Source organism: Spongiivirga citrea (assembly GCF_010671565.1).
Taxonomy (GTDB): domain Bacteria; phylum Bacteroidota; class Bacteroidia; order Flavobacteriales; family Flavobacteriaceae; genus Spongiivirga; species Spongiivirga citrea.
In genome coordinates this window covers 583,621-599,874 of the sequence record NZ_JAABOQ010000004.1, presented here as the reverse complement: position 1 = coordinate 599,874, position 16,254 = coordinate 583,621, and the positions used below count along the sequence as shown (strand labels likewise).

At 36.0% G+C, this 16,254-nt stretch carries 18 protein-coding genes; 9 read left to right on the top strand and 9 right to left on the bottom strand.

From position 1 onward, the window contains the following. Positions 1 to 223 (bottom strand): hypothetical protein (locus GWK10_RS12040; protein WP_164032613.1); only part of this gene is annotated, 223 nt, incomplete at its 3' end. Positions 224 to 366: 143 nt separating this feature from the next. Beyond that, positions 367 to 1,875 (bottom strand): S41 family peptidase, encoded by a 1,509-nt coding sequence (locus GWK10_RS12035; RefSeq protein WP_239540750.1) that lies wholly within the window; start codon positions 1,873 to 1,875, stop codon positions 367 to 369. Between the two features lie 235 nt (positions 1,876 to 2,110). Between GWK10_RS12035 and GWK10_RS12030 the strand changes: the two genes are divergently transcribed. From GWK10_RS12030 to GWK10_RS12015, 4 genes are read left to right on the top strand one after another with little or no spacing between them, the layout of a single operon-like run. Further along, the gene (locus tag GWK10_RS12030) at positions 2,111 to 2,620 is read left to right on the top strand and encodes an RNA polymerase sigma factor (protein WP_164032612.1); all 510 of its coding nucleotides are present in this window, start codon (positions 2,111 to 2,113) and stop codon (positions 2,618 to 2,620) included. Next, entirely contained in the window at positions 2,607 to 3,062 is a 456-nt protein-coding gene (locus tag GWK10_RS12025; protein ID WP_164032611.1) for a hypothetical protein, read from the top strand. The genes GWK10_RS12030 and GWK10_RS12025 overlap by 14 nt, the downstream gene beginning before the upstream one ends. 28 nt (positions 3,063 to 3,090) lie before the next feature. Then, positions 3,091 to 3,642, top strand: coding sequence for a DUF4252 domain-containing protein (locus GWK10_RS12020; RefSeq protein ID WP_164032610.1), 552 nt, complete (start codon positions 3,091 to 3,093; stop codon positions 3,640 to 3,642). 8 nt (positions 3,643 to 3,650) lie between these two features. Further along, positions 3,651 to 4,202, top strand: a complete 552-nt coding sequence (locus GWK10_RS12015) for a DUF4252 domain-containing protein (RefSeq protein ID WP_164032609.1) — start codon at positions 3,651 to 3,653, stop codon at positions 4,200 to 4,202. Positions 4,203 to 4,312: 110 nt separating this feature from the next. Here the strand turns inward: GWK10_RS12015 and purB are convergent, their stop codons facing one another. The 3 genes from purB to GWK10_RS12000 all read right to left on the bottom strand — a co-directional run bounded on the left by purB (position 4,313) and on the right by GWK10_RS12000 (position 7,142). Next, positions 4,313 to 5,656 carry an adenylosuccinate lyase gene (purB, locus tag GWK10_RS12010; protein ID WP_164032608.1) on the bottom strand — a complete coding sequence of 448 codons (1,344 nt, stop codon included), beginning with the start codon at positions 5,654 to 5,656 and terminating at the stop codon, positions 4,313 to 4,315. A gap of 221 nt (positions 5,657 to 5,877) precedes the next feature. Further along, positions 5,878 to 6,441, bottom strand: a complete 564-nt coding sequence (locus tag GWK10_RS12005; RefSeq protein WP_164032607.1) for an adenylosuccinate lyase — start codon at positions 6,439 to 6,441, stop codon at positions 5,878 to 5,880. 8 nt (positions 6,442 to 6,449) lie between these two features. Further along, on the bottom strand, positions 6,450 to 7,142 hold the full coding sequence (locus GWK10_RS12000; RefSeq protein ID WP_164032606.1) for an SIR2 family NAD-dependent protein deacylase: 693 nt from the start codon (positions 7,140 to 7,142) through the stop codon (positions 6,450 to 6,452). Between the two features lie 165 nt (positions 7,143 to 7,307). Here GWK10_RS12000 and GWK10_RS11995 point away from each other — a divergent pair, with 165 nt between their 5' ends. The 5 genes from GWK10_RS11995 to GWK10_RS11975 all read left to right on the top strand — a co-directional run bounded on the left by GWK10_RS11995 (position 7,308) and on the right by GWK10_RS11975 (position 12,023). After that, positions 7,308 to 7,964, top strand: a complete 657-nt coding sequence (locus GWK10_RS11995; RefSeq protein WP_164032605.1) for a TrmH family RNA methyltransferase — start codon at positions 7,308 to 7,310, stop codon at positions 7,962 to 7,964. A 187-nt stretch (positions 7,965 to 8,151) separates the two neighbouring features. Then, positions 8,152 to 8,679 carry an SRPBCC family protein gene (locus tag GWK10_RS11990; protein ID WP_317164685.1) on the top strand — a complete coding sequence of 176 codons (528 nt, stop codon included), beginning with the start codon at positions 8,152 to 8,154 and terminating at the stop codon, positions 8,677 to 8,679. Positions 8,680 to 8,708: 29 nt separating this feature from the next. Further along, positions 8,709 to 9,179, top strand: coding sequence for an NTF2 fold immunity protein (locus GWK10_RS11985; RefSeq protein ID WP_164032604.1), 471 nt, complete (start codon positions 8,709 to 8,711; stop codon positions 9,177 to 9,179). 226 nt (positions 9,180 to 9,405) lie between these two features. Continuing rightward, positions 9,406 to 10,533 carry a vWA domain-containing protein gene (locus tag GWK10_RS11980; protein WP_164032603.1) on the top strand — a complete coding sequence of 376 codons (1,128 nt, stop codon included), beginning with the start codon at positions 9,406 to 9,408 and terminating at the stop codon, positions 10,531 to 10,533. A 26-nt stretch (positions 10,534 to 10,559) separates the two neighbouring features. Then, positions 10,560 to 12,023 carry an AAA family ATPase gene (locus GWK10_RS11975; RefSeq protein ID WP_164032602.1) on the top strand — a complete coding sequence of 488 codons (1,464 nt, stop codon included), beginning with the start codon at positions 10,560 to 10,562 and terminating at the stop codon, positions 12,021 to 12,023. 88 nt (positions 12,024 to 12,111) lie between these two features. Here the strand turns inward: GWK10_RS11975 and GWK10_RS11970 are convergent, their stop codons facing one another. The 4 genes from GWK10_RS11970 to GWK10_RS11955 form a co-directional block, all read right to left on the bottom strand. Further along, the gene (locus GWK10_RS11970; RefSeq protein ID WP_164032601.1) at positions 12,112 to 12,477 is read right to left on the bottom strand and encodes a hypothetical protein; all 366 of its coding nucleotides are present in this window, start codon (positions 12,475 to 12,477) and stop codon (positions 12,112 to 12,114) included. A 548-nt stretch (positions 12,478 to 13,025) separates the two neighbouring features. Continuing rightward, positions 13,026 to 13,235: a hypothetical protein gene (locus GWK10_RS11965; RefSeq protein WP_164032600.1), complete on the bottom strand. Its 210-nt coding sequence runs from the start codon at positions 13,233 to 13,235 to the stop codon at positions 13,026 to 13,028. A 471-nt stretch (positions 13,236 to 13,706) separates the two neighbouring features. Next, complete coding sequence (locus tag GWK10_RS11960; RefSeq protein WP_164032599.1) at positions 13,707 to 15,755, bottom strand: TonB-dependent receptor family protein; 2,049 nt, start codon at positions 15,753 to 15,755, stop codon at positions 13,707 to 13,709. Between the two features lie 93 nt (positions 15,756 to 15,848). After that, complete coding sequence (locus tag GWK10_RS11955) at positions 15,849 to 16,250, bottom strand: response regulator (RefSeq protein ID WP_164032598.1); 402 nt, start codon at positions 16,248 to 16,250, stop codon at positions 15,849 to 15,851. Between the last annotated feature and the right edge of the window lie 4 nt (positions 16,251 to 16,254).

Below are 16,254 nucleotides of genomic sequence, written 5' to 3'. Positions count from 1 at the left end.
ATTCAATGGCATATTTAAACTGATAATTCCCAGCAGTATTGGCATTCACCCCACGAATAGTGACATCAAAAGGGCGCGCGATGTTCACAAAACAATTCAGTGTCTCTGTCGGAGCGGTGACCTTGAAGGTGATCAGTAGATCATCAGTCACTTCCTTGGTACAAGCAATAGCCAATAACAAAAAGACAAAGCGGGCTAGTTTGTTTTGTAAGAGGGACTTCATACAACAATTTTATAATTTCAAGAAGTCGTTGGTAGGAGTTTCGAAGATATGAAAATAATCTTAAAAAAAATGCTGTTCCCTGAAGAACAGCATTTAACATAGATTTTCTAAGTGAAATTTAATTTGCTTATAACAGCTACATATTAATTCTCTTTTATTTCTAGCATTGCATCTTTTATTTTATCTCCGTCGATATACATATCATCCTTTAAAATAGTCATGTGGTCTGAAGACATTATCGGCTTTATTGGGTCTTTTACAAATCGTATTCCTTTTATAGTGGCTCCTGTAATTTGGGCCAAAGCTGTTGCCAATAAAGGCTCATTTTCATCACCTAGTATACCAAGGTTGGTTAAAGCTTCTTCGGAAGTCACATTTGGAGAAAAACCTCCAGTATAATCAGAAAAACCATCTGCATTTTCATTACGTCCTAAAAGCGGTTGAATTGCCCATAAATTTCCCTCCGCAATTCCACTGGTATTGGTGCGATCAAATATGTATTGATTGTCAACATCATCAACTAAAGTGATGGAAAACTCATTTTTACCAACTGTTGTTGTTCCTACGTGAATAACATCAATATAAGCTCTAAGTCCGTTAATTACTAACTCACTGGCTGAGGCAGTATCGTCAGTTGCTATAACATAAACTTTTTCAAGGCCAAGACTATTTAAGGACGTTCCTGAAATATTATCTACAAAATTATCAGTCACTTGAGCTTCAGAAAATGCTTCTTGCAATTTGTCGTTATAGCGCTGTCTTAGCATTAATTGCCCAGTAAATTGCCCAGTAATCATACTAGCTAATCTAACAGAACTACGAACGCTGCCACCCGGGTTGTAGCGCATATCTAGTATTAGTTCATCAACTCCTGCGAGGCTTGCGAAAGCTGTATTCAACTCATCATCAAAGTTAGAGGTGAATCTATTATACATTAAGTATCCGATACTTTTTCCGCCAATATCGAATGTCTTAGTAATTAAAATTGGGTTAATATCTTGCTCAACTTTTGTAAATTCAATATTCTTACCATTTGATACTGCGCTTCCATTTTCTATCGTTGCAAAATTTAGAGTATAGGTATCCGGATCTAAAAGGTCTAAGTTATTGTCCTCACTACTATTAAAAAATAGCGGAGTTCCGTTTACAGCAGAGAAAATATCACCTCGAGCTACATCCTTTGAAGAAGCGTCAGTATTATTGTTTACGTAGCGAACTACCCCCACAATTTCACTAGAGCCCGATGTAACCCTAGTAAGTACGAAACTAAGTCCGTTGGTTTTAAAAACGCCCTGCTGGGCATTGGCCAATACGCGATAGTCTTCATTGAAAAATGTGAAACGATCATCCTGATTTCTCAAGGGAGCCTCGTTAAACATAGTTTCGGGATCGTCATACGTATTCAAAAAAGTGTAAAACTCATCTAAAGTGTTAAATCGACTATCGGCTAGATTGGGAGTATCCTGTTGCCAGAAATAGTACAAGTTCAATCCTCTCCAAACAAATTCATTTTGAGTTTGTACAAGTTCAACTGAACCTGAGCCACCAGGGATGGCTGGTGTACTGTTATTATCATCATTATCCTCACAACTAATAACAAATAGTGATAATACCATAAGGTATAATGGGAGTGTTCTTAATCTTCTCATCATTGCGCTTTTCTTTATTTGTCTGCAAAATACCCAAATTACTTACAAATTAAAAGTTTGGCTATCTTGTTTGAGATATAACGGTTCTAATCTCTATTTATTGATGCACCGAATGGGTTTAAGCTTGCTTTAACAAAGTGAATTTTAAATTTTTTGAAACGCTTTGTAACAAAATGGAAGGATACTCGTCTTCCTTATATAACTGAAAAATTAGAACGTGCTAACCACACCAGAAATAATGAAACAATCGGAGTTTTTAAACTTGGTAATGCCTTTTAAGGATAAACTATTTCGTTTATCTAAGCGCCTACTCACATCGGTTGAGGAAGCTGAGGATGCAACTCAGGAGGTTTTGTTAAAGTTGTGGAAAGGACGTAAAAATTTAAGTACATACAAGAGTATTGAAGCGTTTGCAATGACAATGACCAAAAACTATTGCCTTGACAAGTTAAAGTCTAAGCAAGCCTCAAACTTAAAGTTAGTACACAGTAATTATAAAGACGAACAAACATCGTTGCAAAAGCAGGTAGAACTTAATGACAGTTTGAACTGGGTTAATAAAATAGTTCAAAAATTACCTGAACAACAACGAATGATCTTACAATTGCGAGATGTCGAACAATATGATTTTGATGAGATTGCAAAAGTAATGGATATGAACCCGACAGCAATTAGAGTTGCATTATCTCGGGCTCGAAAAACAGTTAGAGAAGAATTGATCAAAAAACATAACTATGGAGTTAGTTAGAGTAGAACAATTATTAGAAAAATATTTAGAGGCAACAACTACGGTTGCTGAAGAAAAAGAATTGCAAAATTATTTTTCGGGAAAGGAGGTCGCTCCGCATCTCGAAGAATACCAAGCAATGTTTGCCTACTTTTCGGGCGCCAAAGACGAACAATTTACCAAGCAGGTCCCATTAAAAACTAGAAACAATTTTATTAAATGGGCTTCCGTAGCAGCGGTATTAATATTCTCTTTTGGTATGTATTGGCAGTATCAAGCCACACCTGATTATACTCAGGAAGAAATTGATGAAGCAAAAATGGTCTTGGCAATGTTATCAAACAACTTTAATAAGGGTACACAATCAATTGGCCATTTAAACACATTTTCTGATGGTGTGAGTCAAATAAATCACATCGATCATTTTGAACAACAAACAAATAAATTATTACGAAACGAATAAGTTTTAAAAGAATAAAACAAAAAACAAGATGAAAAAATTAGTTTTAACAATATCAATAGCACTTATCTCAGTTGGTACGTATGCCCAATCTATTTTTGATAAGTATGAAAGTAACCCCGATGTAGCATTTATTTCGGTAAGTCCGAAAATGTTTAAAATGCTTGGCAGCATCGGTATCGAAACAGATGATCCTGAGGCGAAAGAATTTATTAGCCTTGTAAATAGCATCACAAACTTCAAAGTAATTACTACAGATAATGGCGCGATTTCGAAGGATATCACTTCATGGGTTAGTAAGCATGTTAGAAGTTCTGATCTTGAAGAGTTAATGCGCGTACGTGATGGCGATAGTAATGTAAAATTCTATGTAAAAGAAGGTAAGGACGATAACCATGTAAAAGAATTGGTAATGTTCGTTACGGGTTTCGAGCAAGCAAACGTTAATATTAATGGTAAGAAACTTGAAACAGTATTATTATCACTTAGCGGAGACATTGACTTACGTCAAGTAGGTAAATTAACAGATCAAATGGATTTACCTGGCGGTAAACAGCTTAAGAAAGCAGGCAAAAATAAATAAGAAATAAGATGAAAAAATCAATCAAAATCATCGCTGCTGCATTCATGGTACTAGTTACCATGAGCAGCTGCGATAACGACCCAAGTTTACAGCAGTATTATGTAGAGAATACTGAAAATGCTGATTTTCTATCTCTAGATATTCCAGTAAGTACATTAGGAGTTGATACAGGTAAATTTTCGGCAAGTGAAAAGGAAGCATACGAATCGGTACGCAAATTAAATGTATTAGCATTTAAATTGAATGAATCCAATAAAATGGAGTACGGTATCGAGCAGGAGAAAGTAAATGCCATTTTAAAGAACCCGAATTACAATGAGTTAATGAGAATGGGTACTGGTGGTAAAGGAGCTGTAGTAAAATATTTAGGTGATGATGATTCGATTGATGAAGTTGTCATTTTCGGAAAGGATGATGAAATGGGATTTGCCTTAGTACGTGTACTAGGTGATAATATGAATCCAGCGAATATGGTACAGCTTATGAAAGCAATGGAAAATGCTGATTTTGACGGCAACGGCCAGCTAAAAGAATTAGAGAACTTTTTAAAGAAGAGTTAATTCATAATTTTCCAAGTTAGTGTTAATACAAAAGCCTCGACAATTTAATTGTCGAGGCTTTTTCTATGAGTTGCAGTCTACCCGAGAGGTTTTGAAAACCTTGTAGGTGGTTATATCCCTGTATAATTACTAGGAGAAATCTGCTTTAATTCATCTTTAATCGCATCACTAACATCTAGCGTATCAATAAACGAAGCGATTGATTTTTGATTGATCTTCTCATTCGTTCTGGTGAGTCCTTTCAGTGCTTCATACGGGTTTGGATAGCCTTCGCGTCTTAGTATTGTTTGAATTGCCTCAGCAACTACTGCCCAATTATTTTCTAGGTCAGCTTCAAACTTTTCTTTATTCAGCAATAACTTGTTTAATCCTTTTAAAGTCGATTGAAATCCGATAACGGTATGGCCAAAAGGCACACCAACATTACGTAAGACGGTACTATCTGTAAGGTCACGCTGTAGTCTTGATAGTGGCAATTTTGCAGATAAATGCTCGAAGATGGCATTTGCAAGACCTAAATTCCCTTCAGAATTCTCAAAATCAATCGGATTTACTTTATGTGGCATTGCGGATGAACCGACTTCTCCTTTTTTAATTTTTTGTTTAAAATAATCCATTGAGATATATGTCCAGATATCCCTGTCTAAATCGATTAAGATGGTATTGATTCTTTTCAAACCATCAAAAATTCCTGCCATATGATCGTAGTGTTCAATCTGCGTAGTAGGGAAGGAGTGATGTAAGCCTAATGTTTCTTCAACAAACTTAGTTCCAAATGCCTTCCAGTCTATTTCCGGATATGCAACTTTATGCGCATTGAAGTTTCCGGTAGCGCCACCAAACTTTGCAGCTTGCGGTATTTCATGAATCAGTTTAATTTGTTCTTGAATTCGAGTAATAAATACTTGAATTTCTTTACCTAACCGTGTTGGTGAAGCCGGCTGACCATGAGTGCGTGCCAGCATAGAAATATCCGACCACTCTTCCGCTAATTCTTTTAACCGGTTAAGCACAGAAACCAATTCGGGGCGATACACTTGTTGAATTGCTTCTTTAATCGAAAGCGGAATTGCGGTGTTATTAATATCTTGAGAAGTCAACCCGAAATGGATGAATTCTTTGTACGCTTGTAATCCTAATGCATCAAATTTCTCTTTTATAAAGTACTCAACGGCCTTTACATCATGATTGGTGACTTTTTCAATATCTTTTATCGCCTGCGCATCAGCGGCACTAAAATCTTTATAGATATTTCTAAGATCATCAATTAACGATACATCAAAACTTTTTAGTTGAGGCAAAGGAAGCAGTGCCAATGAGATAAAATACTCGATTTCCACCAGCACGCGGTATTTTATCAAGGCTTCTTCAGAGAAAAATTGACTAAGTGCTTTAGTTTTACTTCCGTAACGACCATCGATTGGTGAAATGGCATTTAAAGGTGTGAGCGACATGCTGCTAAGTGGTTACATTTTTAAAGCTGCAAAGATAGGTTATAGTTTAAAAGGGGAAAGCTGAAAAGCCAAAAAGTCTCTTAGAAAAATTACAAGAAATGAAATTCCAAATTCCAATTTTTTCAACTTTCATAACTCATAACTCATAACTCATAACTCATAACTCATAACTCATAACTCATAACTCATAACTCATAACTCATAACTCATAACTCATAACTCTAAGAACGAATCCATTCAAGTACTTTCCGGGTCGCCGCCTTATAGCCAGCACTTTCATTACTCACATCTTTTTGAATAACCAATCTAAGTTCGTCATGAATCCAATCGTATTTTTTTCCTAAATGAAATAGAGAGTACATTGAATACACTTTAGCTGCAACCTTTTCATCTTGAATCAGCCAATCGAAACAGGCTTCGGTAATTAATTCTAAATGTTGATCGGTAAGAGCTGATTGAATTTTTGAAGTCTTTTTTTTGAAATACGCTTCAACCATTAACTGCGATATTTTGGCTAAGGGTCGTATGGATGAATCTAGTTTCAAATTTTTTAAGTCAGCAGTAAATCGATCTAAATACGGAATAATGAATTCTGGTTCATCAAGATATACAAACTCTAAAACCCAGCAGGCTTTGCTCGAAACCGGATCATCTACTTGAAATGCGATTTTGAATAGATGATCGTATAGCGAGTAATCGTTTAAAACCATCTTTGCCATACGCATTCTGTTTGTGCGCAGGGCGTTTATGGCATCTAATTCCTTGTAAAACGATTCAAATGTCATACTCCGTTTCAACTATATAAAGTACTCAATGTATTAATGAATGTTTCGACTCCGGTAGTTGCTTTGTCTTCAATAATCGTCAAGTTTGAAAATTGACTTTTAGTAACGTTTGGCTTTGGGTCTATAAAAAAGATTGGGGTTTCGTGATTGACAAAATTTACCAAACTAGCAGCAGGGTATACTTGCATCGATGTTCCTATGATGACGAGAATATCAGCAGTTTGCGTGATTTCAATTGCACGATCTAACATCGGTACCATTTCACCAAACCAAACAATATGAGGGCGCAGTTGATGATTGTGTTCACACATATCCCCAAGGTTAAGATCTTGATCCCAATCCATCACCAATTGTTCATCAAAAGTACTTCTTACTTTGCGTAGCTCGCCATGTAAATGAGTGACTTTTGTACTACCAGCACGTTCATGTAAATCGTCAACATTTTGGGTAACAATTTCAATACTATATGTTGTTTCCAGTTCAGCTAATTGAACATGTGCTTTATTTGGTTTGACTTCAAGTAATTGTCTGCGACGTTGATTATAAAAATCTAAAACCAACTCGGGGTTTCGCTCAAAACCTTGAGGCGACGCAACTTCCATAACATCGTGACCTTCCCACAATCCATCAGCATCTCTAAATGTTTTGATACCACTTTCCGCACTAATACCTGCACCCGTTAATACAACGATTTTCTTCATGTAATTCCATTTCAATAACATTGAAAAGATACATTATTAAGCGATGAAATAACATATTTTTTATTCAAAATATCAATCTAGAAGGGTTAAGAGGCTGTCTAATGAATAATCCATATATTCTGGTATTATAGTACATTAGCCATTGTATTTAATAGATTTTTGTAAATGGTTGATATTAAGTTATTACAGTATCTCGAAGGTTTTTTGACGGAGCGTAGACGAGGGCTTTTTACCAAAGTACTTGCCAATCGAACCCGACATTTTACCGTAGCTGTAGAAGATGTCTATCAATTACATAATACAAGCGCCGTTTTGCGGAGTTGTGATGTATTCGGGATTCAAGATTGTCATGTAATAGAAGAGCATAACAGCAAAAAAATGGATCGCGAAATTGCTATGGGAGCACAAAAATGGGTTGATGTAAAACGATATAATCATTCATCGGAGTGCATTAATCATCTTAAAAATGAAGGCTACCAAATTATCGCTACCTCACCACATGAAAAATCATCGACCTTATCTGATTTTGATATCACCAAGAAGTCTGCTTTATTTTTTGGTCGTGAGACAGAGGGTCTATCCGAAGAAGTTTTATCAGCGGCAGACGGATTTTTGCATATTCCAATGGTTGGTTTTACTGAGAGTCTCAATATATCGGTTTCTGCAGCAATAACCTTACAACATCTAACGGAGCGTTTGCGAAAAAGTGATATGAATTGGCAGCTATCTGAAGAAGAAATTTTAGAGCAACGCATGCAATGGGTACAAAAGTCGATTAAAAGCATTGATCAGATATTGGAGAAATACGAGAAGGAGAAGTAAGAGAAAAGAACCAAGATTCAAGACAGCAAATAACTTGACAATCTTAAAATTCCTTCCCTTTTTAAGGGAAGGTGGCTTTATCCCTGAAAGGGTAAAGTCGGAAAGAACTTCGTACCGTTCCTTCAAACTTCGTGCCTTTCCTTAAAATTTATTACATTTAACAGCATCAACCTAAACCATTTTAATTATGATGACAGCACTATATATAGTAGGAGGCATCGTTGCGCTTATACTATTATTAATGATCATTGCTCCAAAAAAATACGACGTTTCTAGAAGTATTAGTATCAACAAACCAAAGGATGAGGTATTTCAATACGTTCGATCGCTCGAAAAAATGGCCAATTGGTCGCCCTGGGATGAAAAAGACCCTAATATGGATAAGAAATTCACTGGAACCGACGGTGAAGTGGGATCAGTTTCCTATTGGAATGGCAATAAAGAAGTAGGTGAGGGCGAGCAAGAGCTAACCAAAATTGTCAGAGGAGAACGAATAGAAGCGGAACTTCGTTTTTTTAAACCGTTTAAGGCGGAATCTGATTGCTATTTTGATTTTAAAGGAGATCATAAAAGCACCGACCTTACTTGGGGGTTTAGTGGTAAACACAAACCCGTAGCTAGCATTTTTATGATGTTTATGGGTAGTATGGATAAAGCCGTTGGTGGAGACTTTGAAAAAGGACTTGCGAAGTTGAAGGGGATTTTGGAGGGGTAGTCTTACTTGCTAATTACCAGTAATTAAACATGCTTAACAAAGTAATGTTCAAAAAAATAGCTTTAATAGTAGTTTTTATATTTTCAATAAGTTCTTATTCCCAAAATTTGGATTCCCCAAAGGAAATTGTGGTTGAATTTATTAAGGATTATTATGAATGGAATCAGGCTGCTATAAAAATGAATAAAGAAAATCAAAACACTGAAAAAATAATTAGTAAGGCTAAGAAAGATTACTCAAGAAACATTTTGTTAAAATATTGTTTTAAAGGATTTAAAGGACAGCCTATTTCTTTTGGTGATGATTCAGCTCATAATCCGAAAAAAGAGATAATTATTTCTGAAGATATTTCCAAGAATGAAGCAACAGTCCTGACAAGAATAACTAAAATGCATGATTTCATAATTGAATATGAGTATAGATTAGTTAAGAAAAAAAAGAAATGGTACTTAGTTGCCGTTGATTATATCGATGGGAAAAAAAAATGGCCAGGACTTTGAAAGGCTAGCCTAATACTGGCAACAAAGTGTAAGGGCAATTATATTGATCTTTAGGAGCTAAAGGCAAACTTCTTCGAATTTGCCTTAGTTTTTGCTGTTTTGTTGTCTCTAGTTTTAACGTTATTAACAATAGATAAGTGTATTATCCAAAGCCATCACTTTTCACACCAATTTAGCAATATCAAGCCCACACCCTTCCTCAAAAAAGTAGTACTTTTATACTGCTATGAACAAAAAGACACAGAGAAAAGGATTTCGGTTCCAGTCATATACAGCACCGGACCAATCTCCTTTTGACAAACTCTTAGAAATCTTTAATGAATTAATTACGCATACATCAGGAGATCTTGATGAGGCACTCGATTGGTTGCGCGAATTAGACAAGGAATACAAGCTGACTAACGAAGACTATACTATCGATGATTTTATTGAGGAGTTAAAAGAAAAAGGTTACATCCGCGAAGAAATAAAACCAGATGGTTCCGACGGAATGGCAATTACCGCCAAAACGGAAAGAGCAATTCGAAAGCAAGCGCTAGATAAGATTTTTGGAAAGTTGAAGAAAAGTGGTTCAGGGAATCATCGAACATCACATTCTGGGCAAGGTGATGAACATACAGGGGACTATCGAGAATACCGGTATGGAGATTCCATCGAACGTATTTCAATGACTGAAAGTCTGCGCAATGCTCAAATAAATAATGGTACGGATGAGTTTAGACTTACAGAAGATGATCTGGTTATTGAGGACACTCATTTTAAAGCACAAATGAGTACTGTACTGATGATTGATATTAGTCATAGTATGATATTATATGGTGAAGATCGGATTACACCGGCAAAAAAAGTGGCAATGGCACTCGCCGAATTAATTACAACGCGCTATCCTAAAGACACCTTAGATATTCTGGTTTTCGGTAATGATGCCTGGCCTATAAAAATTAAGGATTTACCATACTTACAAGTTGGACCTTATCATACAAACACCGTTGCAGGCTTGCAATTAGGAATGGATATGTTACGGCGCAAACGAAATACCAACAAACAAATATTCATGATTACGGACGGCAAGCCCAGTTGTTTGCGTATGCCAGATGGGACCTATTATAAGAATAGCGCGGGCCTTGATCGTTTTGTAGTTGACAAATGCTACAATATGGCGGCTCAGGCTAGGAAGCTGCACATTCCCATTACAACCTTTATGATTGCACAGGATCCTTATCTCATGCAATTTGTACAGGAGTTTACCAGAGCAAATCAAGGTAAAGCATTTTATACAGGACTTCGCGGACTTGGAGAAATGATTTTCGAGGATTACGAAACCAACCGCAAAAAAAGAGTTAGAGGAGCTTAAACGCTCTAAATATTTCAAGAAAAAGAATGAATACAAAAGACATAAAAACATTAGGTCAGCTTAAAGCTGCAGGATATCAATCAAAAAGCATAAAGGAGGAACTGCGTTCAAACTTGATTTCCAAAATTAAAAATAAGGAGACTACTTTTACTGGTGTTCATGGTTATGAGAATAGTGTAATTCCAGAGTTGGAACGTGCTATCTTATCAAAACACAACATCAATTTGTTAGGATTACGGGGGCAGGCAAAAACACGATTAGCACGTTTAATGGTCGGCTTGCTGAATGAATACATCCCATTTGTGGAAGGTTCAGAAATCAATGACGATCCATTAAGCCCTATTTCGCGATTTGCAAAAACTACCATTGCAGAAAAAGGCGATGATACGCCGATTGCCTGGTTGCATAGAGATGATCGTTTCTTTGAAAAATTAGCAACACCTGATGTTACGGTAGCGGATTTAATAGGAGATGTTGATCCGATTAAAGCGGCAAACCTTAAGTTGTCTTATGCGGATGATCGTGTGATTCATTTTGGGATGATTCCAAGGGCAAATCGATGCATTTTTGTCATTAACGAATTACCTGATTTACAAGCACGTATTCAGGTAGCCTTATTCAATATTTTACAGGAAGGTGATATTCAAATACGAGGATTTAAACTACGAATGTCCTTAGATATGCAATTTGTATTTACGGCAAATCCAGAGGATTATACCAATCGAGGTAGTATCGTAACGCCACTAAAAGACCGAATAGGTTCGCAGATTTTAACACATTATCCAGAAGATGTTGCGACAGCGAAAGTCATTACCCAGCAAGAGGCTAAAATGAATGCTGAACAAGAAGATAGCATTTATGTTCCAGAAATCGCAAAGGATTTATTAGAACAAATAAGCTTTCAAGCAAGAGATAGTGAGTATATAGATGCAAAAAGTGGTGTAAGTGCTAGGCTTAGTATAACAGCTTATGAGAATTTACTAAGTGCAGCTGAGCGTAGGTTGCTCCTTTCAGGCGATACAAAAACTACCATTCGTTTAGGTGATTTTATGGGAGTGATACCATCTATCACTGGTAAAGTAGAATTGGTATATGAAGGTGAACAAGAAGGTGCCGATGGTGTGGCGATGAATCTTATTGAAGAATCGGTTAAAACAATGTTTACTGGTCGTTTTCCGCAGATCAAAAAGTTAGAAAGAGAAGATATTGAAAGTCCGTACCAACCACTAATTGATTGGTTTTTTGAAGAGAATGGTTTCGAATTATTAGACGATCATACCGATACCGAATATAAACAGCGTCTTGATGCTATTACACCTCTAGAAAGTTTGATTAAAAAACATCAACCAGATATTAAACCAGAAGATGTTTATTTTTTGAAGGAGTTTGTCTTATGGGCGTTGGTGTCACATGATAAACTAAGTAAATTCCGATTTACTCAAGGTATCCGGTTTAAGGATATTTATGGAAGTTATATTAGTGGACTTTAAGCCATCATTGCTAACATAAAGATTTTTCGAAGCACAGTAGTATGTTTTTAAAAACCATTCTGCTGTGCTCATTTTTACCTGAAAAGTACTAGTTACTCACCAGATACAAAACATATTTTATTTTCCCTTTTTTGTCGGTAATCTTTTGCCAGTTATTAATATCCATAGGATCCTTTAGGCTGCCATTGTTGCCAGCGATTTTGTAGTTAAAGAGATCTGTAATGGGGCCATTTTTATCAAATGACGCGGCACCTAGTTCAATAATATCACCAGGTTTGGCCAATAGTGGTTTCGAAATTACTTTAGGACCTCCCAAACTGGTTGGAGAGATAACTGTAGATTGTAATTCAACTGAGGTATTACTATTATTAGCGATCCAAAAAGAAGCCGAATTTGAGCTTCCGCAAGAGCAAAGTAACGCTAATAAAAATGTAAGGAGTAGATGTTTTTCCATAAACATAGGTTAGAGTATTAGGTAGTTTTAGGTACAAGGTTTTTTAGTTTGGAAAAGCTGCGAGGCTAAAATAATAATTTTATCGATATAAAATGCTTTTTATCGATATTTATTATGCCATAGTGTTAAAGTAAAGCGTCTTATGGCTAATAATTTTCACTTCTAATATTGAAACATTTAGGCAATAGAACTAGTCTACTTATTTTTTAAACAAAAGAATACCGCTTCTCTTACTGTGAAGAAGAGGAGCGGTTTCATTAAAGACCTGGGTAGTATTTCTGTCCACCGAACTCATCTACAATATCACCGATGATGCTAATTCAATCTCACTCGGGTATTATTTGCAATCCAAAACGAAGTAAGGTTCACACTTTTATAAGAGTTGAAAAATATGAATATGGCAATTAGGAGTAGAAGTTGTTTAATACAATAGGTTAATCTATCAGCGGATTTTTTGCTGTGTGGGTAGGCATAAACACCTTTGTCAGGGTAGATTCATGGTTTAGCATTGGTTTGACCTCCTTGGCATAGGAACACGCACAGTTTGTTTATTTATATTTTAAATGAATAATTTGTAATGTGTCGAGATCGACATATTCTGGCGTGTCACTAGAATTTATGAGGTTTATACTGTCTAAAACCTGTTTGTTATCGTCTATTGTTGAGGTGTCTTTGGCAGGGTTTAGCATAAAATATACTACAATTAGTAGCAAGGTAAAGCCAATACCAATGATTCGGAATAAGTGTCTTTTTCCCATAAAGCATTTTGCTTATAGGATTTGGTTGGATACATGGGGGAGGTAATTTGGTGGGGACTTAAAGTGTATTAGTAAGTAGTTTGATCATTATCCAACAGGATTTAGAACAAAATAAGTTACCAATAAAACCAAAGCGATTGCAATGCTAGTAGCTCTGTAAAAATACTTCTTGTCCATGTTTATTGTTTTTGCGTTACACAGGTGGAACAATTTGTTAATTAAAAACCCTACCCTCTTTTTTTGACAAACAGATGAACTACTTTTTTATTCGATAAACAGGAGTTTTATGTTGAAAAAGTGTATGGTTTGGAATATTTAAAATAGCCTTCATAATTCTTGGCGCGGAAGTTATCTTTTTACTGTATCAAAATTCTAATAATGGATGGAATGAATTCTCAAATGATAACACTTGGGTTTTAGATACCCAAACTGGACAGGTGTTTGGAGGCAATAAAGACGGGTAGGTCTTACTTACAACGATATACTTATACCGCCAAATACCTGAAAACCGGGAGCTGGTTCGTAAAATCGAGATCCAAAGGCATTGATGCGTACATTATCTACATAATTTTTGTCCAGTAGATTGCTAATACCTAAAAATGGTGTGATTTCGGTATCGCCCCATTTTCTTTTATACCCCATATTAAGATTGGCTAGAGTATAGCCAGGTGCTTTTTCAGCATTAGTATCATTTACCCAGATGGCGTCAACAACATTAAGTTGTAGTTGACCAAAAAAGCCACTAGCTCTTTTATATTTAACAGCTAATGAGCCAAAATGTTTTGGTATTCCTGGAAGCTCATTTCCTGAACGATCATTTCCATTCACAATATAGTCGTCAAATATAAAATAGGAATAGGTATAAGCCGATGTCAATTGCCACTGTTGATTGATATCAAATTCGAGTTGTGTTTCAATCCCATTTCTAGCAGTCGATCCAGCATTTCTAAAAAAGTTCCTGTCGGGAAAAGCCTCAAGTTCAAATGGGACTAGGTCATTTTTTGTACGGAGATTAAAATAAGTCACTTGATAGTTCAACTCTTTTAAATTTCCTTTTAATCCGATTTCAAAAGTGGTGGATTTTTGTGGTTCTAAAGACTGATTGAAGCCTTGTTCTCCAGTCGGATTCGCAGATAATTCGGATAAGGTAGGTGTTTCGAAAGCAGTTGTAATATTTCCAAATATTGAATGCTTAGGGGTATATTGATAATTTATCCCAAGAGTCGGATTAAAAGAATTGAGTGAAATATCGCTTGAATCGTTACCATTACTTAAAAACGAATCTTCTACTTCTAATACGTTAATATCGAAACGCATACCACCGTAAAAATCCCATTTTTTGAAGTTTAAATGATCGAGAAGGTAAATACCTAGTGAATTAAATTTCTCATTTTGATCCAAGGTCATACTTCCACTAATCCCATTTTCATTCATGAATCGCTTACGCTCATCTTTTTGAAAAGCCAGATCGTACCCTAATTTTATATCGTTTGTTTTTGTTTTAAAGTTGATAGCACTTCCGTGCCCACCATAGTTTCTATTTAAGTCCACAATCCCGCCAAATGAAAACGGAAGTCGCCCATCAAAATCCCTTCCGCTAATAAATGCATAACTGTTAAAAACTGAGTTTTGTGATATATCCCATTCTAAACGAGCTCCAATTTTATATTGTGAAATGGCTTCGCCTGCGTTAAAGTCGATATTTGCTTGACGTGCCTGTCTGGGGTTTTCTTCAAATTGCTCCCTAGTCAGACCTCCAGCATCTTGGGCTTCTGGACTGTCGGCATAATTTACAAGTAGGTTTATCTTTAGTTTATCATTGAATCGATGTAAAAAATTCCCGTTAAAATTCCACTGCTTAAAACTACTATGATCTCTGTATCCGTCATAGGTTTGATATCCTAAGTGAAATACCGCTTTTGAATTCCCTTTTCCTATACCCGCAGTAGCGTTATACAATTGCCGGTTATAACTACCAAAAGTTGTTTTGAATTTAGCGAATGGCGATTCAAAATCCGTTTTAGTTTTTATGTTAATGATACCTCCAGAGGCATTTCCGTATAGGGCAGAAGCCCCGCTGCGGACTAATTCGATATTCTCAATAATATCTAGATTAATATTATCTAGCTGACCCTGACCATCCGGAGTTGTTTCAGGAATACCATCTACAATGAGCTTAATACCTCGAATACCAAAAGCCGATCTGGAGCCTGCACCTCGTATCGAAATACGGGCATCTTGAGCAAAATTGCTACTATTTTGAATATATATTCCGGGAATAGTATTGAGATATTCCTGAATTGATAGTTGATTTTTTATGGCATCGATTTCCGAAGTATTGATGATAGAAAGGGCATAGGGAAGCTTCTTTTTAGAAATGCTAATGCGAGCAGCTTCAACAGTCACACCTTTAAGGTCGATGGTGGTGACACTATCTTTTTCAATTTGATTTTGACTAATAAGCGGTATTGAAGTACAAGTACAGAATAATGCTGCGAGGAACTTAATTTTAAAGTACATTAAATACGATTAATTCGAATATGATATAAAAATATCATATTTAATAGCATTAAAAATCGGATGGACTTACTTTAACAAAGTTTTGTTGGACTGCTACGAAGCTGAGGCAAATACTTCTTCTAAAGTTGTTATTTCCATTGGCTTGGTAATATAATCCGTGACTGTAGGATAACGTTTTGCTCTATCAATATCAGATGGATTTATTGAAGAACTGACCACATAAAGTGAACACCCACTGCAACTTTCACTATCAAATTGTTCTAAAAATTGCCAGCCGTTCATTATTGGCATATTAAGATCTAAGAATATGACTTGAGGTAATTCATCTTTTGCTCCTCTTTGCAAAGTATCTTCAAAGTAGTCAATAGCCTCCTGACCGTTGTTAAAAACAAGCAGCTTTTCAGAAAGTTTTTTCATTTTAATGAGCGTACTCATTAAGTTTACATAAGTATTGTCATCATCAATGATGCAACCAATTTTGACTGGGGAATTCATAAAG

Excerpts from the sequence above, each read along its gene's own strand:
- GWK10_RS11960 (WP_164032599.1), bottom strand. The coding sequence starts at position 15,755 with ATGTACTTTAAAATTAAGTTCCTCGCAGCATTATTCTGTACTTGTACT.
- GWK10_RS11980 (WP_164032603.1), top strand. The coding sequence starts at position 9,406 with ATGAACAAAAAGACACAGAGAAAAGGATTTCGGTTCCAGTCATATACA.
- GWK10_RS12020 (WP_164032610.1), top strand. The coding sequence starts at position 3,091 with ATGAAAAAATTAGTTTTAACAATATCAATAGCACTTATCTCAGTTGGT.
- GWK10_RS12035 (WP_239540750.1), bottom strand. The coding sequence starts at position 1,875 with ATGATGAGAAGATTAAGAACACTCCCATTATACCTTATGGTATTATCA.
- GWK10_RS11970 (WP_164032601.1), bottom strand. The coding sequence starts at position 12,477 with ATGGAAAAACATCTACTCCTTACATTTTTATTAGCGTTACTTTGCTCT.
- GWK10_RS11955 (WP_164032598.1), bottom strand. The coding sequence starts at position 16,250 with ATGAATTCCCCAGTCAAAATTGGTTGCATCATTGATGATGACAATACT.
- GWK10_RS11975 (WP_164032602.1), top strand. The coding sequence starts at position 10,560 with ATGAATACAAAAGACATAAAAACATTAGGTCAGCTTAAAGCTGCAGGA.
- GWK10_RS12000 (WP_164032606.1), bottom strand. The coding sequence starts at position 7,142 with ATGAAGAAAATCGTTGTATTAACGGGTGCAGGTATTAGTGCGGAAAGT.
- GWK10_RS12030 (WP_164032612.1), top strand. The coding sequence starts at position 2,111 with ATGAAACAATCGGAGTTTTTAAACTTGGTAATGCCTTTTAAGGATAAA.
- GWK10_RS11985 (WP_164032604.1), top strand. The coding sequence starts at position 8,709 with ATGCTTAACAAAGTAATGTTCAAAAAAATAGCTTTAATAGTAGTTTTT.
- GWK10_RS11990 (WP_317164685.1), top strand. The coding sequence starts at position 8,152 with ATGATGACAGCACTATATATAGTAGGAGGCATCGTTGCGCTTATACTA.
- GWK10_RS11965 (WP_164032600.1), bottom strand. The coding sequence starts at position 13,235 with ATGGGAAAAAGACACTTATTCCGAATCATTGGTATTGGCTTTACCTTG.
- GWK10_RS11995 (WP_164032605.1), top strand. The coding sequence starts at position 7,308 with ATGGTTGATATTAAGTTATTACAGTATCTCGAAGGTTTTTTGACGGAG.
- GWK10_RS12015 (WP_164032609.1), top strand. The coding sequence starts at position 3,651 with ATGAAAAAATCAATCAAAATCATCGCTGCTGCATTCATGGTACTAGTT.
- GWK10_RS12005 (WP_164032607.1), bottom strand. The coding sequence starts at position 6,441 with ATGACATTTGAATCGTTTTACAAGGAATTAGATGCCATAAACGCCCTG.
- GWK10_RS12025 (WP_164032611.1), top strand. The coding sequence starts at position 2,607 with ATGGAGTTAGTTAGAGTAGAACAATTATTAGAAAAATATTTAGAGGCA.
- purB (WP_164032608.1), bottom strand. The coding sequence starts at position 5,656 with ATGTCGCTCACACCTTTAAATGCCATTTCACCAATCGATGGTCGTTAC.